Here is a 20,251-nt window from a genome sequence, read left to right as displayed (position 1 = left end):
TACGCCATGCATGAGCTTCACTATTCCCCATCAGAACTTCTCGATTTATACGAAGCACCAAGACAATTTAAGGCATTCTTATTCGGACTCATCAGCTACAAGCTCGATATGCTAGAAAAAGAAGCAAAGAAAGGAGGGAAATAAACTGGCGAAGCTCACTGCACGATTTGAATTAGAAGACAAAGTATCAAAGAAGCTGTTGCGCATTCAAAAACGATTTCAAACGTTTGAGAAGCAGCTCAAACCATTTAGAAAACCGATGAAAATAAGCCTGGAAATGGATGAAAAGAAGCTAAGGAAATTCAATTTATCGATGAGAAGGTTTTCTGTATTGTCCATGAAGCTAGATCAGGGGATCTATCGTGATCTCAGATCATTAGCAAACCAGCTGAACATGATACCGAAACAGATGGTCATATCGATTCAAGCAAAAGGACTAGATGTCATTAAATCCAGTATAGATCGATTGAAACAATCCGGAACAAGTCCAATCCTGTTTACGTTCAAACTGAATGATCAGTTGTCAGGAAAAATGTCATCGATCAAAAAATCAATCCTTCAGCTCATGAACAGAACATACTATATGAGATTAAACATGGTTGACCAAGCCACCGCTGCCATTCAACGAATCAAAAAGACACTCAAAAGCTTGACAATGGCTAAACACGAAATCAGAGTATCTGTTCAAGACAATGCAAAGAGTAAGTTGAAAAAACGAGATCAGGCAGAGTCAGTTGTGAAAGAAAAGAAAATCAAAAAAAAACCTAATGCGACAGCTGCTACAAAAACGCAGGAAAACAAACAAAGCTGGCTGGGGAATTTGGGGAACAAGGCGTTAAAAGAAATTGAAAAATATGCAGGTGACGTCTCAGATAAATTGAAGGAAAAATTAAGCCCAAGGAAATTTTGGGATGAGAAGGCGCTACCTTGGGTTGAAACGAAAATAGACGAATACAAGCAAGAAGTAATAGGACGAATTAGTGAGAAAATTAAAATCAATCCTGAAGAGTATCTAGATAAATGGTTTAACAAAGGATTAGATTTGATCCTTGGTCCGAAAAACCAATCGAGCGAAAACAACACTAACTCATCAGCTCAAAATCAAACGACAGAAACCCCAACAAATCCAACTCCTAATACGCAGCAAAATAATCGAAATGGAAAAGGTTTGTTTCGTAGTAGTTGTTGCCCTTGTTGTGCTCGTGGTTTAAGTAGGCGTGGCTCTAATAGGACAAGAAATAGAAATGGTCGTTCACAAAGACAACCCTCAAATCCTACCGCCACAACAAGAACGGAGAGGTATAGAAGACCTCAAGGTAGATTAGGAAAACTTAAAACAAGTGCAGGTAAGATTTTTGAAAAAGTACCTAGTGGATTGAAGAAAACCACAGGCATAGTAGCCTCTGTAGCCGGACTTGCGGGCTTGATGAAAGGTAGTGGAGGGCTAAGTGGATTAGGAGGTGTACTTAAAAATATAGGAAAAGGAAGTAGCCAGCTTTTAAAGAGAGTACCTATCTTGGGGAACTTATTAAGTGCTACAGATTTGATAGGAACAACGAAAGAAAACGTTGGAGAAAAAGTAGGTGGATTCTCTGGAGGGCTTGCAGGAGGAATCAGTGGAGCAGCAATAGGCCAAACTCTAATTCCTATACCGTTTGTAGGAGCTGCTGTTGGGGGTGTTGCTGGGAGCATCGCCGGAACTTTAGGTGGATCAAAACTTGGGGAATTATTTGATACCTCAAAATTAAAAGAGAATATTTCAAATACGTTATTTAGTGAGGATTGGTGGAGTGAAAAGTGGGGAAGTGTTAAAACCTCCGCAGAGAAATCTTTAGGGAACTTAAGTGAAAAATGGGAAGATATAAAAACAACAGCATCTAATACACTATTTAATTCAGAATGGTGGGCAGAACAGGCCGGGTACGTTACTGGAGCTTTAGAATCTACTGTATTTAATGGAGAATGGTGGAGCGAGAAATGGGATGCTATCAAAGATTGGACGCAAGAAAAATGGGACGGTGCAGTCGAGATATGGAATTCTATCACAAAAAAACTTGGTGAGACCGTTTTTAACGGAGAGTGGTGGGGAGAAAAATGGGATAGCGTAAAAAAATGGACCAAAGAAAAATGGGATGGTGCCGTTGATATATGGAACTCAATTAAAGGAAAAATCCGTGAAACTGTCTTTAATAAAGATTGGTGGGGCGAGAAGTGGAATGATGTAAAAAATTGGTCGAAAAATAAATGGGAACAATCAAAAACAATTTGGTCAGCTGCAAAAGCAACTGCTTCTTCTACCCTATTTAATAAGAACTGGTGGACAAATAAGTGGAATGATGTAAAGTCTTGGGGTAAAAATATTTTAGGAGATACATGGGATTTAATTAAAAGTAAAGGCGCGGAAGTTATTGGTAAGCATATTGTGAAATTTGAAAAAGGTCGGGAAAAAGGGCGGAAAGATTTTAAACCTGATCAAAAAGCCACAGGCGGCTATATCACCCAACCTACCTTATCATGGATTGGTGAAGCGGGTAACGAATTTGTCATTCCAACTCAAAATAACCGGGGCCGTGGGAAGATGTTGCTTGCACAAGCTGCTTCTCATCTTGGAATGTCTGTTGTGCCAAGCAGCAGCGGAGCAGCAAGTCCAGTTTCTAGCTCTCCAGCTCCAATAACGCCAAATGCTCCAGCAGCTCCAACTGCTTCTGCCGGTTCAATTGGTGGAACGGTTTCAATGAATGGAAACATCCAATCTGCCAGCATAGGTGAGCAATTTAATCATGATTTTGAACAAGGGCTGAATCAAAAGGTGGTTTCACTTGATCAATGGAAGCAAAAAAACATTCAGCAGCCATTTAATCAAATGACATCAGATTCAGGAAAGTACGGACAACAAACGGTATCGGCATTTGCTACTGGCCAGCAAATGACACCAACAGGAACTGATAGCTTTTTGCAAAGTCGTGTAAAAGCACCATACCAACAAGTGATGACAGCATCACCAACTTGGGGTTCTGGAACTGTTAGTGGCTTTGCAACAGGTCAAAATGCCACATCAATTGGCACAAGCCAATACGTAGACCAACACGTCAAACAACCATTCCTGCAAGCCAAACAAGAATCACCAGGATGGGGTTCAGGAATGATCGATGCCTTCAATAGCGGCATGCGTTCAAAAGCAAGTGAAGTCACACAAGCTGCCAAAGAAATGGCGAAGAAAGTGGAACAGGCGTTTAGAGAAGAACTAGACATTCATTCTCCTTCGCGTGTCATGATGAGTCTAGGGAAATTCGCATCGATTGGTGTCGTCAAAGGGCTCGATTCAGTTGATGTGAAAAAGTTTGCTGAAAATCAAGCGGGTTCATTAATCGGAGCGTTCAGCGGTATGGGTGCTTCAGGTCTTAGTGTTCAGCAATGGCTCATGGCAGCTCTGATGGCGACTGGCACATCGATGAGCTGGCTTCCAGGTCTTATGACAATCGCTCAGCACGAATCAAATGGTAACCCGAAAGCCATCAACTTGTGGGATTCCAACGCCAAGAAGGGAACGCCTTCTAAAGGGTTAATGCAAACCATTGGGCCGACCTTTCATTCTAATAAAGGCAAGGGCATGAATGATATTTGGAACCCAATTCATAATGCCGTAGCAGCCATTAACTACATTAAGGGCAGATATGGAACAGTCTTCAATACACCGGGATTACGGAGTATGAGAAGAGGCGGTCCTTATAAAGGCTACGCCAATGGCGGATTGATTACTCAGGAGCAGGTAGCTAGAGTCGGTGAAGGAAACAAACGCGAGTGGATTATTCCAGAAGAAAGAGGCATTCGCGGGAGATATTTATTGACGCAGGCAGCAAAGGCACTTGGGATGCAAGTCTATGATCCATCAAATGCATCTGCTCCTTTACCAGAATCACAGATGCAGCAAGTTACCTCAGCACAGTCAGCTGGGAATACAACAACGTCTGGTAATAAACAAATCACCATCCAGTTTAATGGTGATCAGCATTTCCATAATGGACAGGATCAGCAATCGCTTGTCGAAAAAATTAGACAAATGCTTGTAGACGAATTGGAAGTAGAGCTTCAGACAGGAACGAAAGGGGTCGTGATCGATGGGTAAATCAGTGTATCAATTGTGGATTTCCCAAGGCAAGGAGAAGTTGCGATTCCCTGTGCTTCCATCCGAACTTGAGCTCACAAATAATGTACAAAATGAAACAGTGAAGGTCTCCTCCTTTGGAGAACTGACTTTTATTGATGTACCATCGGCTAAACAAGTATCATTCACCTCATTATTTCCTAAGAAATATTCGCCAATTGCTGAATATAAAAGCATTCCATCACCAGAGAATGCAATAGCGAAAATTGAACGAATGATGCGTTCAAAGAAGTCTGTGCGACTGATTGTGACAGGGACTAAAATCAATATGACGTGCAGCATTGAGAGCTTCACTCACAAGGAAGGGTCTTATGACATAGGTGATCGTGAATTTACGATCGAGTTAAAGGAATATAAAACCGCATCGCCTAGGAAAATCAAACGAAAGAAAAAAGCGAAACAAACCAAAAAGAAAAGACCCTCAAAAACACCACCAAAATTGTACACTGTCAAAAAAGGAGATACTCTGTGGGCCATTTCAGGCCGTTTTTATGGCGATAGTACAAAATGGCGGCGTATTTGGAATGCCAATAAAGCAGCGATGATCAAACGAAGTAAACGGAATATTAAACAGCCGGGACATTGGATTTTTCCAGGGCAAAAATTGAAAATACCACAATAGGGGGGCTGACATTGATTGAGCTTTTTGCCATCAGAAGCGGCACGATGTATGAGCTTGTCACAGAGAGTGTGACACTTCAGGGGCAAAGGTATCAGGCCCCTCGCTCTATTCAGGCGAACATTATCACAAAGCAAGGCAGTCAAACATATTACCGTGTCTCAGAAGGAGACACGGTTCTTTTTAAGTGGAAAGGAAAAGAGCTGTTCAGAGGCATCGTGTTTTCTAGGACGCCTGTTGAAGGAAAGCTGACCTTTACCGCATACGATATGCTCCAATATTTAGTGAAAAACCAAGATGTATATGTTTTTTCAAATCAACGGGCAGATCAAATTTTGAGGCGGATCGGGGCAGACTTTCAAATTCCTATGACATCCATCGCAAATACAGGACATGTCATGAAGTCTCTCGTCTTTAAAAATGACACGAGTTTATATGACATCATTTTAAAAGCATTGAAGGAAACGAAGCGGCAAACCGGTAGAAATTATCAAATTTATTCTGCTAAAGGCAAGATGGGGCTGAGAGCTTGGCCCGATCCAGAGGACGTGTGGGTCATTGAATCAGGCGTCAACCTCATCGGTTATCAGTACAGCACCTCCATTGAAGAGACAGCAACACGTGTGAAGATGCGCACGTCTGTAGACGAACAGGGGAAGAATAAGAAAAAAGGAAGCAAATCAGATATTGTGGTGATCGAACAGGACAAAGCGGGTCAGAGTCAGTACGGCATTTTACAGCATGTGGAGACGGTCACAGGTCAAATCAACCAGCCGCAGCTTCAAAAAAGAGCGAAAGTACGCCTAGCTGAGAAAAAAGGCGTCAAACAAGAAGTGAAAAGCATACAAGCACTCGGAATCCCTGAACTGCAAAGCGGTCTGCCAATCTATTTGAAAATCCCTGAAATCAACATCAAAAAAACCTACTGGATCGATCAAGACAAGCATGAATTCAATGGAGTGAAGCACACCATGACAATTGACGTCGTTGAGAAAAATTCCATGCCAAAGGGTGATCAAGCATGAGATTAAGTGAAGCAATTAAACGACTCGCTGTCAATGCAGTAGATGCAGCTTCTCCAATTGATCTGGTGATTGGAGAGGTCACAATGGCTTCGCCTCTTCACATCCGATTAAATGAAAACAGTAAGCTGATCATTCCAGAAGAACTGCTTATTTGGCCTAAACGCTTAAATAAGGGTGAGGATGATGAGTTGAAAAGGGGAGACAGCATTATGGTACTTGCAATGGCAGGAGGGCAGTCCTTTTACATCATCGACAAATTGTAAGGGAGGTGATGAATGTGGCACTTTCACCAGAGGAAGAAATCGAGGAAACAGAAGAAGACGAAGAGGTAGAAACCTCGACGACGTATCGCATAGATTTTGAAAATGGTAGGCTGACAAATGAAGCCATTACAGGCATTGAAGCGATCCGACAATTTATTTATATGACATTGCGAACAGAGCGCTATGCACATCCCATTTACAGTCACGACATTGGCACTGAAATTCAGGAGCTATTGACCGATACAGAAGCAACAGATGAATACAAAGAAATGGAGATTCCAAGATTGCTAGAAGAAGCATTGGTCGTTGATGAGCGGATTGATCATATTGAAGAGATAGAGGTCACGAAGCAAAATGATGCCTTTCAAGTCAAACTAGCCATTGTCACAGATGAAGGCACATTAGAAATAGAGGAGGTGATGGAGGGAGATGTTTGAGGAGCAAACGTATGAGGCGTTGATGGAAAGAATGCTGGACAGGCTGCCAGATGACATAGATAAAAGAGAAAACAGCGTTATTTGGAATGCCTTGGCACCTGCTGCTGCTGAACTGGCTCAGTCGTATATTTGGCTTGATCAAGTGTTTGAGCTTGTCTTTGCTGATACAGCACAGGGGGAATTTTTAGATCGCCGAGCGGCAGAAGTAGGGATTGAACGAAAGCCAGCCACCAAAGCGGTGTGGTCCGTAACCATTCAACCAGAGAACGTAAACATTCCAGCAGGATCAAGATTCTTTATTGAAGACGTTTATTTTCAATTTTCAAAGGACGGCACACTTGAATGCGAGACAACTGGTACAGCCGGCAATGGGCAATTAACAGGTCAGCCGCTGCTATCGCTTGATACCATTCCAGGTCTAGAGTCGATGATCATGAAGGAATTGGTGATACCAGGGCAAGAGGAAGAAGATGATGCGTCATTATACGATCGGTATTTAATACGCGCAAGGCGAGAGGCTGTCAGTGCCAACAGAGCACATTACAAAAAGTGGGCCGAGGAAGTGGTTGGTGTCGGCAGAGCGAAAGTGTTCCCGCTATGGAATGGAGAGGGAACGGTCAAAATTGTCATCACAGATGGCAATCTAGATGTAGCATCTGAGCTTCTTGTCAAAAGGGTCCAGGAGTATATCGATCCTGTACCGGGAGAAGGAGAAGGGCAAGCTCCTATTGGCTCAAAAGCAACTGTGGAAAGCGCCAAGTGGCTGGATATTGACGTAGAAGTGTCCGTCGAACTTCAGATGGACTGGACACTTGAGGGTGCGCAAAAAGAAATAGAAGAAAAGGTCAAAGCACTGTTAAAATCAATCGCATTTGAAAAAAGTACGATTCGAATGTCCGCTTTAAATGATATTTTGTACCATTCAGAGAGTGTGTCCGATTATGCAAACGTCTTATTGAATGGGGAGTCAAAAAACTTAGTATTACAGGACATTGAGATACCACGTCTGAGGCAGGTGAAGGTTATTGAGCAAACTTGATGAAATGAAAAACTACTTGCCGCCTTATTTCACAGAGATTTATGATGTGGATCATTTACTAAAAACGGAGGCGCCAGAGTTTGAACAATTGGATGAATTCATTTTTGATGTAACGGATCAGTTCTTCCCTTTAACAGCGACGTGGGGATTGAATCGTTGGGAAAGAATGCTCAAGGTGCAGCGAGAGTCAGATGATTCGATTGAGCTGCGCAGAGCGCGATTACTTAATATGATGTCGAACATTCCACCAATTACGTATCTTTCATTAGAGAAATCTGTGAATCGATTTCTTAAAAATCCGAGTGCGATCATCCGTCTTACAGTCAACCGTTATCATTTTGCATTGCGTGTCAACCTGGATGACCTGCAAAACACAAGATATATCGTCGAAATACTCGAAACGTTAAAGCCAGCACATTTGGCGTATACGTTCACCGCCAGTCATCATACCGATGTTCATGAAACAAATGATCATCACCAGCGGCTCACACTGCGAAGCAGAGTGGGCTTTTTCGATCATATTCCAATTTTACTCAATGGTGAATTCGTATTAAATGGAACGTTCTATCTCAGCGGGATACGAGGTGCTACGGAGGTCCCTGCTCGCTTTCGGCATTCATTAAAGATGAGAATGCTGCTTCAACAAGAGAAAGAAACAGCATATCGTCTGAATTATGTCATGACTGGAGCATCGCATGAAACGAAGCAAGCAGCTACGCTGACTTTGCGCGCAAAGAACCAGCTTTCACATCAAATGAAAAAGAGGATGACGTTCCGCTTACCGGTACATGTTCAAAATGAACAAGACGGCAGTTTACTGATCAAGGAGCATTATTGGATTCTCGATGGATCCATTCCGCTTGATGGATCAAAAATGCTAGCAGCAACTTCTAAAAAAATAGACCTATAAGGAGGATCACAATGGCTGATCAATTAACCGTAACCACACTATATGCACGTCAACAAATGGCAAAGGCACGAGCAGAAGGAACAAAACTCACAAAAGTCGTCAAAATGGCGTTCGGAAGTGGAGGAACAAAGGATGGAAAACCAATCTCTCTTGACGGAACCGAACAAGCACTCAAAAAAGAACTGATTCAAAAAAATATTGACTCGTTTACCTTCATGGAACCGGCAAAAATCCGCTACACCTGCACCATCGCTGAAGGAGAACTCGCAGGCGAAGTCATCAATGAACTAGCCCTTGTCGACGAAGCGGGCAAATTCACCGCCATCCGAACCATGACAGACAAACAAAAAGACGGCGACATCGAATTTGTTTTTGAGATTGATGATATTTATTAATGGAGGGGAAAAGAAGTGGACATAAAATCACCTTTACCGTTTGAAACCTCTGACAAAGCCCATGCCAACTTATTTAACCGGATGGTCGATACACTTGTGGAGAATGACAATGCGCTCAGTAGACAAATAGAAGGAATCACAAATGAAAGCTTGTTCATTTTAACAGGCGATCAAGCCATTCAAGATGCATCAGTCAGCGGTGAGCAATATCCAAATGGGATTACGTTGATGGCTATAGCGAATGATACCGGATATCCTACAAAATTAGGTTTTGTGAAGAACGAAAAAATAAATGAGTATCGTTTTATACAATATTATTATGGCAACGGTAATGAAACAACTAGTTATTTTACTAGTACTGGTATTTGGTTTAGACAATGGTATATAGCCTCAGGGTGGACAGAGTGGCACAAAATCTCTGGTTTTCTTCATACGAACATTGGTACAACTGGTAAGCAGTTGCTTAATAATGCTGAGCGACAAAAAATCCTTTTTAATCGAAAAATCAAAGATAGTCACAATAATTTTGATATAAAAAATAGTCGTTTTATTTGTCCGGAAAACGGAATGTATCTAGTAAACGCTGGAGTCTATATTGAGACGGTTCAAATGTATGCAAATTTTGAGCTGTCTATTTTTTTAAATGGTAAAAATTATAAAAATATATCTCATTATAGACATCTCCCTGCCACACCCTCTGAAACGGCAAAACTTGATATAGGTTTATATGGGGCTGCGAATGTTCCAGCTAATAAAGGAGATTACGTTGAAATTTACATGTATATAGGCTATGCGGGAAATTCTGATCGTTATATATCTGATAATTCAGGTTGGTACAACTATTTCGATATTACGGAATTAGGCGGCCGCAATTTCCCGAGAGTGTAGGAGGATTCAGATGATTTTATATGAAGCCATTAAGTATAAATACCCCGATGCGGACCCGCAAAAAGATTTTGAACTAAGAAATGATGGCGATGGTTCGTATTTAAACGAGTGGCATCTAGATGTGCCAAAGCCAACGGTAGAAGAGTTGAAAAAATGGTGGGAGGAATCCCAAGCCAACCCGAGGTATGAACCACCTCTTCCACTAGATTATCTAGCACAAGAAGTAGCCAAAGAAAAGCTAGTGAGAAAACAGCTTGAACACCAATGTGATCTTCTAACAAATGAACTAAAGGTGCTAAAAAATGAGATCCTTTTCATTAAAGGAGAGAGTGAAACATGAATTATTGGGTTATGGCATTATATTTCCAATGGGTGACACCTGAATTAGTTAAAGAAGCAGTTGAATTAGGTGATTGTTCGATGGAAGATCTAAATGCAGGATACGAGCAAAGGATGCTCACTTTAGAGCAGTTGCAAGAAATAAAACAAGCATCAAGAGTGAAAACTGAATAGAAATAAAAGGACCATACCTGATTTTTCAATGACATGTTCAAAGCACTACTTGAGAACGATATTAGAGCAGTTCTTAAAACATACAAATGATGCGAGAATACAGCAGCTAATACAAAAAAGCAGAAATGTGATGATTCACAGAGTGATTAGATAACATTATATAGTGGAAGGAAGCGTATAGTGATAATAGATTTGAAAGGAGAATGATCATGGAGATTAAGACACCACGCACTTTTAAAACAACTGATAAAGCCCATGCTGATCTATTTAATGACATGGTTGAGGCTTTTCTTGACAATGATGTGGGTCTATTAGAGTCAATCAATCAACATATGATAGATATAAATCCACATGCATCTGAAGCAGAAAAGAAAAAATGGAACGATTCTCAGGGCTATAAAATTACAGCGGATAATGGAAGTCATTTAATTAATGTGCGAGCTGATGCTAGGATTTTTGATATGATAAAAGGAAAAGGAACGTGTACTTTTTATGCAGCTTCTGGAGTCGAAGATTCCCCATCAAATCTTTCATTGAGAGGATTACAGACAGTAGGCCAAGATAACATTGGTACTGGCTTTGCTGTAGATATTGCTGGTAATGCTTATAGTTTTTACTATAATGCTGCAGATACTACTATTAACTGGACAAAGCTCCCGTCAAATGCTGAAAGAAATAAATGGAATGATGGGCAATTGTCTAAGATTACTTCAGATAATGGAGGGGTGATTCTATCTGTTTCAGATGGTGAAGATTTACTTGAAAAGGTTGTTTCTTTAGGCCCGAAGCATGGTACATTTTATGCCACAGGTAAAGCATTAAACAGCCCAACTACAAGATCATGTCGTGGTATGTATCATTTTACTTCTCAAGATAGTAATGGAAAAGGTACATTTGGATGGGTCATAGCAATAGATTATAACAATTACATGTATACAAATTATCTTGATTTAAATTTGGGGTGGCAAGGCTGGAAACGTGTTTTAACAAAGGAGGATATGGATAATACTTCTTTTGTTGATACGTATGATCTCGATAATTCTTCTGTATCAGCCGTTGAAAATGTTCCAACAAAACTGAATTTTGGTGATACAAGATCAGACGATTTAGGAGAGTATAATCGTTCGCGAGCTGAAATTACACTGAAAAATAATGGTCTGTATTTAATTAGGCTTTATCTTAATAGCAATAACATTCCTGTTGGATCAGATAGCATTTTGTCATGTTATGTGAATGGTACAGAATTTCAACGATTAGGTAATTGGAATCCTGTTATCTCATCAAGTATATGTGTATTGTACCTTCAACAAAAGTTTAAAGCGGGGGATAAGTTAACATTTTATATTACACCCAAAAACACTGGAAGAACTATTACAGTAAATAGGGCTTATGTTACTTTGTCACAGCTAAGATAGGATTATTTGAAAAATAAAGTGTGTGTGCAAATCGGTGGAAGCTGTCGTTCAAAACTTAATGACGTTCACTTTTACTAGATTCTATTTTATGTGTTCAATACAACAAAGGAACGAGAACAGAAACGCAATGCACAATACATGTTGTTAAAATTATTGGGTCAAATTGCAGGAAGAAAGAATGAGTTTGACTCTGTTGTTTTTACAATAAAGGAAGGGAATAGACCCATGCAATCGATCCACTTTATTGGAGTGGCGTCAATCATAGGTAAGGGCAGACGTGACAAATTAATATTATAAAAATCAGGATATTTGAAAAAATATGTACTTAATATTGTTCTAATGACTTGAATCCTAATGAATTCATCACGTTTGGTTCCAAATCTAAGAACGAAGTGAAATAACTGATTTTTATCATAACATCACCTAATTCGTAATGTTTTTTGGAAGGAGAATAAGATCATAAAAACACCTCAACCTTTTAAGACGAGCGATAAAGCTCATGCAGATCTCTTTAACGATTTAGTGAAAATTTTAATTGAAAATGATCAGGAACTACTAGAACAATTCAACCTTCATACGGGAGATCCAATTCCTCACGTATCTGGTTCAGAAAAGAAAAAATGGAACGAATCTCAGCTATATAAACTGACAAATGATAACGGGTCCCAATTGATCAATATTCCTGCTGGTGGCAGTATCTATGAGGGAATTAAAGCGCTAGGGGCTTGCTCATTTTATGCGCCAGGTGGTTCTGGAGTAGTCGATTCCCCAGCTATAGGCAATGCTGCACTAAGAGGCTTTCAGTTTGTAGGTCAAAATAATATTGGCGTAGGAATTGCAATTGATACATCAGGCAACTCATTTTGTTTTTCCTATCATGTGAATGACATCGGAATCAACTGGATGCAAATGCCGACTCAAAATGAAAAAAACAAATGGAATGCAGGACAATTGTCTAAAATTACTGCTGACGATGGAAAAGCTTTTGAAAGAATTAATGCAGATGATCCTAGTATTTTAGATAAGCTGATAAAATTGCCGGGAGTTCATTCATGGTACATTCATGAAGCACATCCAGATCTTCCGACAAGAAGTTCAATGAGGGCTTTGTCTGTTTTTAGTGAAAATACCTATGGATGGGTCATCGGTGCAAACAATTCAGGAGATGTCTATATTAACCGTTCAACAACTGATGTAACGGGTACACAACAAGAGTGGAGCGGTTGGAAACGTCTTAATGACCATAACCTATTAAATTCAAAGGGATTAAGACTTTCCATGTCAATAGGAACTGATATTTTAACGCTGCCATCCGGCTTTTACTTTGCAGTAGGATCTAATGTTGTAAATATGCCTGTCGATAATGATTCTTCTTGGTTTAATATCGATATCTTAGAAACTGTAAATGGTAGAAAGACCATTCATGTCTGCAGAAGTTACGACAACACTCATTGGTTCGGAACGGTCCATACTGATGGTGTTTTTAAAGGGTGGAAAAAACTAGTAACTGATGCTGATTTTGAAAATGTTAAGTGGCTAAATGTAACCTTAGGTAATGGTTCTTCTATTGGAGAAAGACCAGTTGAATATACTAGATGGGGAAATTTATTATTGTTGAGAGGTCACCTAAAAGCAAATAGAGAAGTTATCTGTGGAAGTATTCCAATTACAGGCTTACCAGATAAAGGCCTAGTAGTATCAGTTCCCGTATCAGGTACAACGGGTCATAGTAAATTACTTATATACAAAACAGGAGAGCTAAAGCTAACTGGTTTATTATCAGCAAATGATAGTGCGGTAACTGGCTACTATTTAGACACGGTCATCCCATTAAATTAAGGAAGTGATAGTATGATACAAGTCTATGAATACAATCATCGATACGAATTGGTCAGACCTATAGAAGTGTCTCAGATGGATGACGAAGGAAATTATGTAGTGCCAGATCAATGTACAACGATTGCTCCACCTAATAATCCATCCTTCTATAAAGCAGCATTTGATGTGAAAAAACAACAATGGTATGAATCAGCGACCCAAGAGTATATAGACAGCTTAAAACCGGCCCCTCTCCCGCCAAGTGATATAGAACTTTTAAAGAAACAAAATGCTTTGTTATCAAAACAACTAACGCAGCTATTAGCTATGCAAAAAGTAGGTGCTTCAGATTGATGTTTCCAACTGTAGCGGATATCAAACAATTCTGGGACTGGCAGTGTTACGGCCCAGAGGACATTGCATTTTATGTAAGCATTGGATGGATCTCGGCAGAAGACTATCAAAATATAACTGGAGAAATATACAAAGCCTAATGGCTTTATTTTTTTGCCGGAAAGAAGGTGATTCAAATGGAAGTAGATGTCGTTCAAAACTTAATGACACAAGGCCCATTTGCTGTTCTCTTTTGCTGGATTCTGTTTTATGTTCTCAACACAACAAAGGAACGAGAAAACAAACTCAATGAGCAAATCGAGGCACAAAATGATGTGTTAGCAAAGTTTAGTGAGAAGTATGACGTCGTGATCGACAAGCTCGATAAAATTGAACGGAATTTAAAATAGGAGGAAAGCATCATGAAAACATTCGACAAAGGCACTGTGATTCGCACAGTGCTTCTTTTTATTGCGCTTATCAACCAAACGCTTGTCATGTTTGGACAAACAGTGCTGCCGATTAGCGAGGAGCAAGTGCAAACCGTAGGAGAGGCACTATATGTGGCAGGTTCCACAATTTTCACTATGGTCACTGCCGTGATCGCTTGGTTTAAAAATAATTATGTGACCTATAAAGGTCAATTGCAAAAAGATGCCCTGAAACAAAGAGGGTTAACAAAATAATTTTTGAAGGAGAAACAATATGGTGAAGATCATTCAAGCACTCATCCCAAAACAAAATCGCAACAGACCAGGAAACAGGATGAAGCCGCTCTATATTACGGTGCATAATACATCGAACACTGGACGGGGGGCTGATGCGGCAAATCATGCAGCATTTGTTGCTCGGGCAAGTACCGGGGTTAGCTGGCACTACACGGTCGATGATCAGGTCATTTATCAGCATTTACCTTTAAACGAAAATGGCTGGCACGCAGGAGATGGCAGGGGAACCGGCAATATGAAATCAATTGGAATTGAAATTTGTGAAAATGCAGGCGCTAACTTTGAACAGGCTGTTAAAAACGCCCAATGGCTTATTCGGAAACTGATGGGGGATTTAGGAATTCCTTTATCTAACGTGGTGCCACATAAGCATTGGAGCGGGAAGGAGTGTCCGCGTAAGCTGTTAAATCGGTGGGATGGCTTCAAAGCTGGTATTGCATCAGCATCTACAAGTCAAATGACAACAGCTAAACCTGTGAAAGAAACATCTATCAAAACCATATCAACGAGATCAACATCTAAAACCAACAAGGTCAAAAAAACATACAGTTTGCCTGCAGGTATTTTAAAAATGACGAAGCCTCTTACAAAAGGGTCAGCTGTAAAAGCTGTACAACAAGCCTTAGCATCGATTTATTTTTATCCTGATAAGGGAGCGATCAACAATGGAATCGATGGGTACTACGGACCCAAGACTGCGAATGCAGTGTCTCGATTTCAAATGATGCATGGGTTAACCCCGGATGGCATATATGGTCCAAAGACCAAAAAAACATTAAGTAAGGTCATAGAAAGTTAACACATATGGAATGAATCAACCCTTATCTATTATAAAAAAGTAAAATAAAACCATTTTTGGCGTTATTTGTTGTATAATGGTAAAAATGAATGGAGGGGTTGTATGAAGCGGATATGTGTAATGATGTCTCTTTGTTTCATTGTCATGTTCCATTTTAATATGGAAAAGGTTGCAGCTAAGACCATTTATCGAGAAGTAGAAGTTGATTTCATCATGACGGAACAGGAAAAAGATCTGTGGGTACCAGGAGGTCAAAATAATCCTGAACAATATCCATCTACTTATGGCTACCAATTTTCTATACTAAATGCAGAGGGGTGTACTCTAGAGGTGACACTCTACAGAACATCTTTATCAGGAACGGATTTTCCGTCATCAGTCAAAGAGTATACAGGTAACCAATATGATCTAAGTGCAACAGACCGAATTTTATCAAGTGGGCGCTACATTTATAGACCCCATGGTATTAAGCTGACCAAAAAAGAAGGCTGCGGGGATGTTGAGATAAAAGGAGTCTTTGGTTATCAAATTCAAGAACCAGACAAATAAGCTTTTATGAGTAAAATCAAATGAAAAAGCCTATCCGTCATTGGATAGGCTTTTGATAATGGAGCATAGCGGGATCGAACCGCTGACCTCTACGCTGCCAGCGTAGCGCTCTCCCAGCTGAGCTAATGCCCCGAAGTATTACGACATAACTTATTATAATCAATCCTCCTGTAAAATTCAAGCTGTAAAACACAAACACCCCGGCTATTTTTCTTTCTGATCAATCGGAATATAGTCAAAGATGTCTCCCGAATGAACCGAGTGGGCTAATCGTCTAAGCCAGTCATAATAGGCTTTTGAGCTTTCAAGCTGTTCAATGAGCTGTTTCGCTTCCTCTCTTTCATGTTCCTCTGCCTGATCATCACGAGCTACATCTTGAAGGCGTTCTTGCGCTTCTTCAATCGCTGCTAGATTGACCTCAACCTCTCGTTCCCATTTTTGCGGGAAGAAGTTCATGAAAAACTTAAAAAAGTCTTTCTCAGCAACAAAGCTGTGTTTTCTTCGGCCACGGTGAAAGGTCTTTTTGACAATATTCATGTCTTGCAGTTTTTTCACACCCGTACTCATACTAGGCTTACTCATTTGCAGCTCTTCACGCATTTCATCCAGCGTCATTTCCTCATTTAAATACATCGTTCCATATAAAATACCCGCACTTCTAGTAATGCCATAGAGATCCATTGTTTCAGCGATGGAATCAATGACGAGATCTTTAGCAGCTAAAATGCGTTCTTCTGCTTGTGGCTGTTCCTGCTTTTTCATCTTGTCCCTGCTTTCTATTAAGTGAATTCAATACGTTCAAAAAAATCTTTATGGACTATATGTTAACGAAAGAATGCAAAATGTCAAAATAAAAGAAGCATATCCACCCTTTGACAGAAAAATTTGAACATGTTAAGTTAATTATGTTCAAAACGTTAAATTTTTATTTAACAAACTTACCAAAGAGAATCAGAGGAGGTTCCTTCTATGAGTCAAACACTATTTATCGATGGACAATGGGTTGGCGCTAAGAGTGGCGACACAAGAGATATCATCAATCCATTTAATCAAGAAGTGATCGCGACAGTCAGTGAAGGATCAAGAAATGACGCGCAGTTAGCCATTAAGGCAGCGAGAAAAAGCTTCGATCAAGGTGATTGGGCAAACATGCCTGGACTTGAGAGAGGAAATATTGTGTTTAAAATTGCTGAATTGATTAGGCGAGACCTAGATGAATTAGCCAAATTAGAATCACTTGATACCGGCAAAACATTAGAAGAAAGCAAAGCGGATATGGACGATATTGCGAACGTGTTCCAATATTATGCGGGGCTTGCTGATAAGGATGGCGGGGAAATCATTGCATCGCCTATTCCAAACTCAAAAAGTGAATTAGTCCGAGAACCTGTCGGTGTATGCGGTCAAATCACTCCTTGGAACTATCCATTGCTTCAAGCGAGCTGGAAAATCGCTCCTGCCCTTGCAGCTGGAAATACAATCGTACTAAAGCCAAGTGAAATTACACCATTAACCACGATAAAAGTTTTCAAACTTATGGAAGAAGCGGGTGTTCCAGCAGGCGTTGCCAACTTAGTACTTGGACCTGGAGCAACTGTTGGAGATGAGCTGGCTGTCAATGACCAAGTCGATTTAATTTCATTCACAGGCGGTATTGAAACAGGGAAGAAAATCATGCAGGGAGCCAGCGGGAATGTGAAAAAAATCGCCCTTGAGCTCGGCGGGAAAAACCCGAATATCGTCTTTCAAGATGCTGATTTAGACGTAGCGGTTGACCAGGCAATGAATGCTGTGTTTTTCCATGCAGGGCAAGTGTGTTCAGCAGGTTCACGCTTGTTAGTGGAAGAATCTATTCATGATGAATTTTTAGAAGAACTGGTGAAGCGTACGAAAAAAATCAAGCTAGGCAACGGCTTTGATGAAGGAACCCAGAGCGGACCGCTCATCTCAGCTGAGCATCGAGAAAAAGTAGAAAAATACGTCAGTATTGGTCTAGAAGAAGGAGCAACCTTAGAGACAGGTGGGAAACGACCTGATGCAGAGGAGCTTCAAAAAGGATTCTTCTACTTGCCGACGATTTTCTCAGGCTGTACATCAGAGATGCGAATTGTACAGGAAGAAGTGTTTGGACCAGTCCTCACTGTCGAATCCTTCCGATCAGAGGAAGAAGTCATCGAGCTGGCAAATGACACGATTTATGGTTTAGCAGGAGCGGTGTGGTCTTCTGATATCGGCAAAGCCGAACGAGTGGCTCGTCAATTAAGATTAGGCACGGTATGGATCAACGACTTCCATCCTTATTTTGCCCAAGCACCGTGGGGCGGGTATAAACAATCAGGTCTTGGACGTGAATTAGGACGTACGGGCCTTGAAGAATATACGGAACTAAAACATTTATATCGAAATACAAAACCAGAAGCGGTTCATTGGTTTAAATAAATATCACTTATCTGGAGGAGATTCTATATGACTTTAAATATGAAAATTGAAAGCATGCAAAAATTCCATACGTTTGAAATTCCGACTGTCATCAAGCATGGCATTGGGGCAGTGAAACATGTTGGGGAAGAAGTGAAAGCATACGGCGTTTCAAAGGTATTGCTTGTCACAGATCCTGGTATTTATCAAGCGGGTGTTGTAGATCCAGTGATTGCTTCATTAAAAGAAGCACAAGTTGATGTGGTTCTATTTAATAAAGTAGAACCAAACCCGCCAGTCCGTTTAGTGAATGAAGGATCTGCGTTATATGAAAAAGAAGGCTGTAATGGTTTAGTTGCAGTAGGCGGCGGAAGCTCAATGGATACAGCGAAGGCTATTGGTGTGGAAGCGACTCATGAAGGATCAGTTCTTGATTACGAAGCGGCTGAGGGGAAAAAACCGCTTGAAAATAGAATCCCTCCGTTAACCACAATTCCGACAACGGCTGGTACAGGTTCAGAGGTCACGCAGTGGGCAGTGATCACTGACGAAGAAAGGGAATTCAAATTCAACACAGGTGGACCGCTCATTGCAGCTCACCTAACAGTGATTGATCCTGAGCTTCATGTATCAATGCCGCCGCATGTGACGGCAATGACGGGTATCGATGCACTTGCGCACGCGATCGAATGCTATACGATGAAGTTTGCTCAGCCAATTACAGATGCGGTAGCGCTCATGGCCATTGAATATGCTGCTCATTATATTCGCCGTGCCTTTGCCGATGGAGAGGATTTGGAAGCAAGATATGGCATGGCACAAGCTGCGATGCTTGCCGGACTTTCCTATGGCAGTGAATCAGCTGGCGCAGCCCATGCGATGAGCCAAACGCTTGGGGGCATTATTCCAGTCGCACATGGTCAATGTGTAGCGGCAATGATGGGACCTGTCATGGAATATAACTGGAAAGGGTACCCAGAGAAATTCGCCCGGATTGCGCAAGCATTCGGTATTGATACAAGCAGAATGACAACAGAGGAAGCTGCAAAAGCAGCAGTGAATTGGATGTATGATTTAGTGGAAGACCTAGAAGTTCCTTCATTAGAAGAACAAGGTGTACCAAAAGATATGATCGACCGTTTATCTAAAGAAGCAATGAAAGATCCGCAAACAGTTGGAAACCCAAGAGACCTGAACGAAAAAGCATACAACTGGATTTACGCTCGCTGCTTTGATTTAACACCTAAAACAGTGTAACAATGAAAAAAGGCTCCCAAAAGGGAGTCTTTTTTACATCTTATAGCTGTTCTTTAATTTCTTTAATTTGATGAATATGGCGCTTTTCATGTGCGCCGATAAAATCAAGGTATTGCTTTAATGAAAGTTCTTCAAACACAGGATGTGCAATCACGCGTTTGAAATCTTCCTCTGTAAACGTTGATAAAATTTGATTTAATTTCTCACGAGCTGTATCAAGCTCATCTTTTAAATGTGTAGGTGTCACATGCTTGCGCTCTGGCTCAACAATACTAGGCGCAGTGGCTTTTCTTGAACGATCCTCTGCCATTTCCACCGGCTTTGGCTCATATTCTTTAATCGGTGCTTTTTTCCCCTCGGCAGCTAGATGTTTTGCTGCAACTAGGTCCATCTTCTTTAAATGATCTGCCACCTCTTGAATACTCCAAGTATCATCAGATAATTTTTGATTCAATTGTTCTTCGTTCAAACCTTGCAGCTCTTGCCACAATTTTTGTCTTGCATCATGTAATAAACTCATTTTCATCACCTCAAGATCAAATTTTAACATACTGGTACATGACAATCATTCTTGAGCTATCGTTGAATTCCTTTGAAGAATTGTGAGGAAATTTGAAACCTTTACAAAAGTGGTTCGTATTACCTGTTAGAAGGAATACACTTGGATGTGAGCATGGTCT

General features: G+C 40.6%; 24 protein-coding genes and 1 tRNA gene. 22 read left to right on the top strand and 3 right to left on the bottom strand.

Annotation, left to right across the window (positions count from 1 at the left end):
• Window positions 1-6: 6 nt before the first annotated feature.
• The 20 genes from NST15_RS14360 to NST15_RS14265 all read left to right on the top strand — a co-directional run bounded on the left by NST15_RS14360 (window position 7) and on the right by NST15_RS14265 (window position 15,896).
• Window positions 7-144 carry a hypothetical protein gene (locus NST15_RS14360; protein ID WP_008344097.1) on the top strand — a complete coding sequence of 46 codons (138 nt, stop codon included), beginning with the start codon at window positions 7-9 and terminating at the stop codon, window positions 142-144.
• 193 nt (window positions 145-337) lie between these two features.
• Window positions 338-4,126, top strand: a complete 3,789-nt coding sequence (locus NST15_RS14355) for a transglycosylase SLT domain-containing protein (RefSeq protein WP_342499060.1) — start codon at window positions 338-340, stop codon at window positions 4,124-4,126.
• On the top strand, window positions 4,119-4,787 hold the full coding sequence (locus NST15_RS14350) for a LysM peptidoglycan-binding domain-containing protein (RefSeq protein ID WP_052320654.1): 669 nt from the start codon (window positions 4,119-4,121) through the stop codon (window positions 4,785-4,787). The genes NST15_RS14355 and NST15_RS14350 overlap by 8 nt, the downstream gene beginning before the upstream one ends.
• An 11-nt stretch (window positions 4,788-4,798) precedes the next feature.
• Window positions 4,799-5,809, top strand: coding sequence for a hypothetical protein (locus NST15_RS14345; RefSeq protein WP_017367933.1), 1,011 nt, complete (start codon window positions 4,799-4,801; stop codon window positions 5,807-5,809).
• Window positions 5,806-6,072, top strand: coding sequence for a DUF2577 family protein (locus NST15_RS14340; RefSeq protein WP_017358996.1), 267 nt, complete (start codon window positions 5,806-5,808; stop codon window positions 6,070-6,072). The genes NST15_RS14345 and NST15_RS14340 overlap by 4 nt, the downstream gene beginning before the upstream one ends.
• A 14-nt stretch (window positions 6,073-6,086) precedes the next feature.
• The gene (locus tag NST15_RS14335) at window positions 6,087-6,509 is read left to right on the top strand and encodes a DUF2634 domain-containing protein (RefSeq protein ID WP_024719684.1); all 423 of its coding nucleotides are present in this window, start codon (window positions 6,087-6,089) and stop codon (window positions 6,507-6,509) included.
• The gene (locus NST15_RS14330; RefSeq protein WP_008344084.1) at window positions 6,502-7,548 is read left to right on the top strand and encodes a baseplate J/gp47 family protein; all 1,047 of its coding nucleotides are present in this window, start codon (window positions 6,502-6,504) and stop codon (window positions 7,546-7,548) included. The genes NST15_RS14335 and NST15_RS14330 overlap by 8 nt, the downstream gene beginning before the upstream one ends.
• A complete protein-coding gene (locus tag NST15_RS14325; RefSeq protein ID WP_342498603.1) occupies window positions 7,535-8,458 on the top strand; it encodes a YmfQ family protein in 924 nt (307 codons plus the stop codon). Before NST15_RS14330 ends, NST15_RS14325 begins: the two co-directional genes overlap by 14 nt.
• An 11-nt stretch (window positions 8,459-8,469) precedes the next feature.
• Entirely contained in the window at window positions 8,470-8,853 is a 384-nt protein-coding gene (locus NST15_RS14320; protein ID WP_008344081.1) for a phage tail protein, read from the top strand.
• A gap of 15 nt (window positions 8,854-8,868) precedes the next feature.
• Window positions 8,869-9,741 carry a hypothetical protein gene (locus tag NST15_RS14315; RefSeq protein ID WP_046526570.1) on the top strand — a complete coding sequence of 291 codons (873 nt, stop codon included), beginning with the start codon at window positions 8,869-8,871 and terminating at the stop codon, window positions 9,739-9,741.
• 10 nt (window positions 9,742-9,751) lie between these two features.
• Window positions 9,752-10,081, top strand: a complete 330-nt coding sequence (locus NST15_RS14310; protein ID WP_047946741.1) for an XkdW family protein — start codon at window positions 9,752-9,754, stop codon at window positions 10,079-10,081.
• A complete protein-coding gene (locus NST15_RS14305; RefSeq protein ID WP_017367927.1) occupies window positions 10,078-10,254 on the top strand; it encodes a phage portal protein in 177 nt (58 codons plus the stop codon). Before NST15_RS14310 ends, NST15_RS14305 begins: the two co-directional genes overlap by 4 nt.
• Before the next feature lie 209 nt (window positions 10,255-10,463).
• On the top strand, window positions 10,464-11,669 hold the full coding sequence (locus NST15_RS14300) for a hypothetical protein (RefSeq protein ID WP_057079160.1): 1,206 nt from the start codon (window positions 10,464-10,466) through the stop codon (window positions 11,667-11,669).
• A gap of 522 nt (window positions 11,670-12,191) precedes the next feature.
• Window positions 12,192-13,508, top strand: a complete 1,317-nt coding sequence (locus tag NST15_RS14295) for a hypothetical protein (RefSeq protein ID WP_227820611.1) — start codon at window positions 12,192-12,194, stop codon at window positions 13,506-13,508.
• 12 nt (window positions 13,509-13,520) lie between these two features.
• Complete coding sequence (locus tag NST15_RS14290; RefSeq protein ID WP_047946742.1) at window positions 13,521-13,841, top strand: hypothetical protein; 321 nt, start codon at window positions 13,521-13,523, stop codon at window positions 13,839-13,841.
• Window positions 13,841-13,981 (top strand): XkdX family protein, encoded by a 141-nt coding sequence (locus NST15_RS14285; RefSeq protein ID WP_039170001.1) that lies wholly within the window; start codon window positions 13,841-13,843, stop codon window positions 13,979-13,981. The genes NST15_RS14290 and NST15_RS14285 overlap by 1 nt, the downstream gene beginning before the upstream one ends.
• A 36-nt stretch (window positions 13,982-14,017) precedes the next feature.
• Window positions 14,018-14,230, top strand: a complete 213-nt coding sequence (locus NST15_RS14280) for a BhlA/UviB family holin-like peptide (protein WP_017367922.1) — start codon at window positions 14,018-14,020, stop codon at window positions 14,228-14,230.
• Window positions 14,231-14,242: 12 nt separating this feature from the next.
• Window positions 14,243-14,506 carry a phage holin gene (locus NST15_RS14275; RefSeq protein ID WP_008361671.1) on the top strand — a complete coding sequence of 88 codons (264 nt, stop codon included), beginning with the start codon at window positions 14,243-14,245 and terminating at the stop codon, window positions 14,504-14,506.
• A gap of 19 nt (window positions 14,507-14,525) precedes the next feature.
• Window positions 14,526-15,347: an N-acetylmuramoyl-L-alanine amidase gene (locus NST15_RS14270; RefSeq protein WP_050826539.1), complete on the top strand. Its 822-nt coding sequence runs from the start codon at window positions 14,526-14,528 to the stop codon at window positions 15,345-15,347.
• Window positions 15,348-15,449: 102 nt separating this feature from the next.
• Window positions 15,450-15,896, top strand: a complete 447-nt coding sequence (locus tag NST15_RS14265) for a hypothetical protein (RefSeq protein ID WP_017359003.1) — start codon at window positions 15,450-15,452, stop codon at window positions 15,894-15,896.
• A gap of 59 nt (window positions 15,897-15,955) precedes the next feature.
• Here NST15_RS14265 and NST15_RS14260 read toward each other — a convergent pair.
• Together NST15_RS14260 and NST15_RS14255 are read right to left on the bottom strand one after the other, a co-directional pair.
• Window positions 15,956-16,028: transfer RNA gene (locus NST15_RS14260), tRNA-Ala, on the bottom strand.
• 72 nt (window positions 16,029-16,100) lie between these two features.
• The gene (locus NST15_RS14255) at window positions 16,101-16,658 is read right to left on the bottom strand and encodes a GbsR/MarR family transcriptional regulator (RefSeq protein WP_035389194.1); all 558 of its coding nucleotides are present in this window, start codon (window positions 16,656-16,658) and stop codon (window positions 16,101-16,103) included.
• Between the two features lie 207 nt (window positions 16,659-16,865).
• Between NST15_RS14255 and betB the strand changes: the two genes are divergently transcribed.
• Both betB and NST15_RS14245 read left to right on the top strand, forming a co-directional pair.
• Window positions 16,866-18,335, top strand: a complete 1,470-nt coding sequence (gene betB, locus NST15_RS14250; protein ID WP_050826538.1) for a betaine-aldehyde dehydrogenase — start codon at window positions 16,866-16,868, stop codon at window positions 18,333-18,335.
• 27 nt (window positions 18,336-18,362) lie between these two features.
• Entirely contained in the window at window positions 18,363-19,571 is a 1,209-nt protein-coding gene (locus tag NST15_RS14245) for an iron-containing alcohol dehydrogenase (protein WP_008344050.1), read from the top strand.
• A 40-nt stretch (window positions 19,572-19,611) separates the two neighbouring features.
• On the opposite strand, the gene NST15_RS14240 is transcribed toward NST15_RS14245, so the two are convergent.
• Window positions 19,612-20,091, bottom strand: coding sequence for a DinB family protein (locus tag NST15_RS14240; RefSeq protein ID WP_060781648.1), 480 nt, complete (start codon window positions 20,089-20,091; stop codon window positions 19,612-19,614).
• Window positions 20,092-20,251: the final 160 nt, after the last annotated feature.

It is taken from the genome of Bacillus sp. FSL R5-0820 (genome assembly GCF_038593385.1).
Taxonomy (GTDB): Bacteria; Bacillota; Bacilli; order Bacillales; family Bacillaceae; genus Bacillus; species Bacillus altitudinis.
Note: the sequence above shows the minus strand (reverse complement) of the source record. Positions and strands in the feature narration are given on the sequence as shown.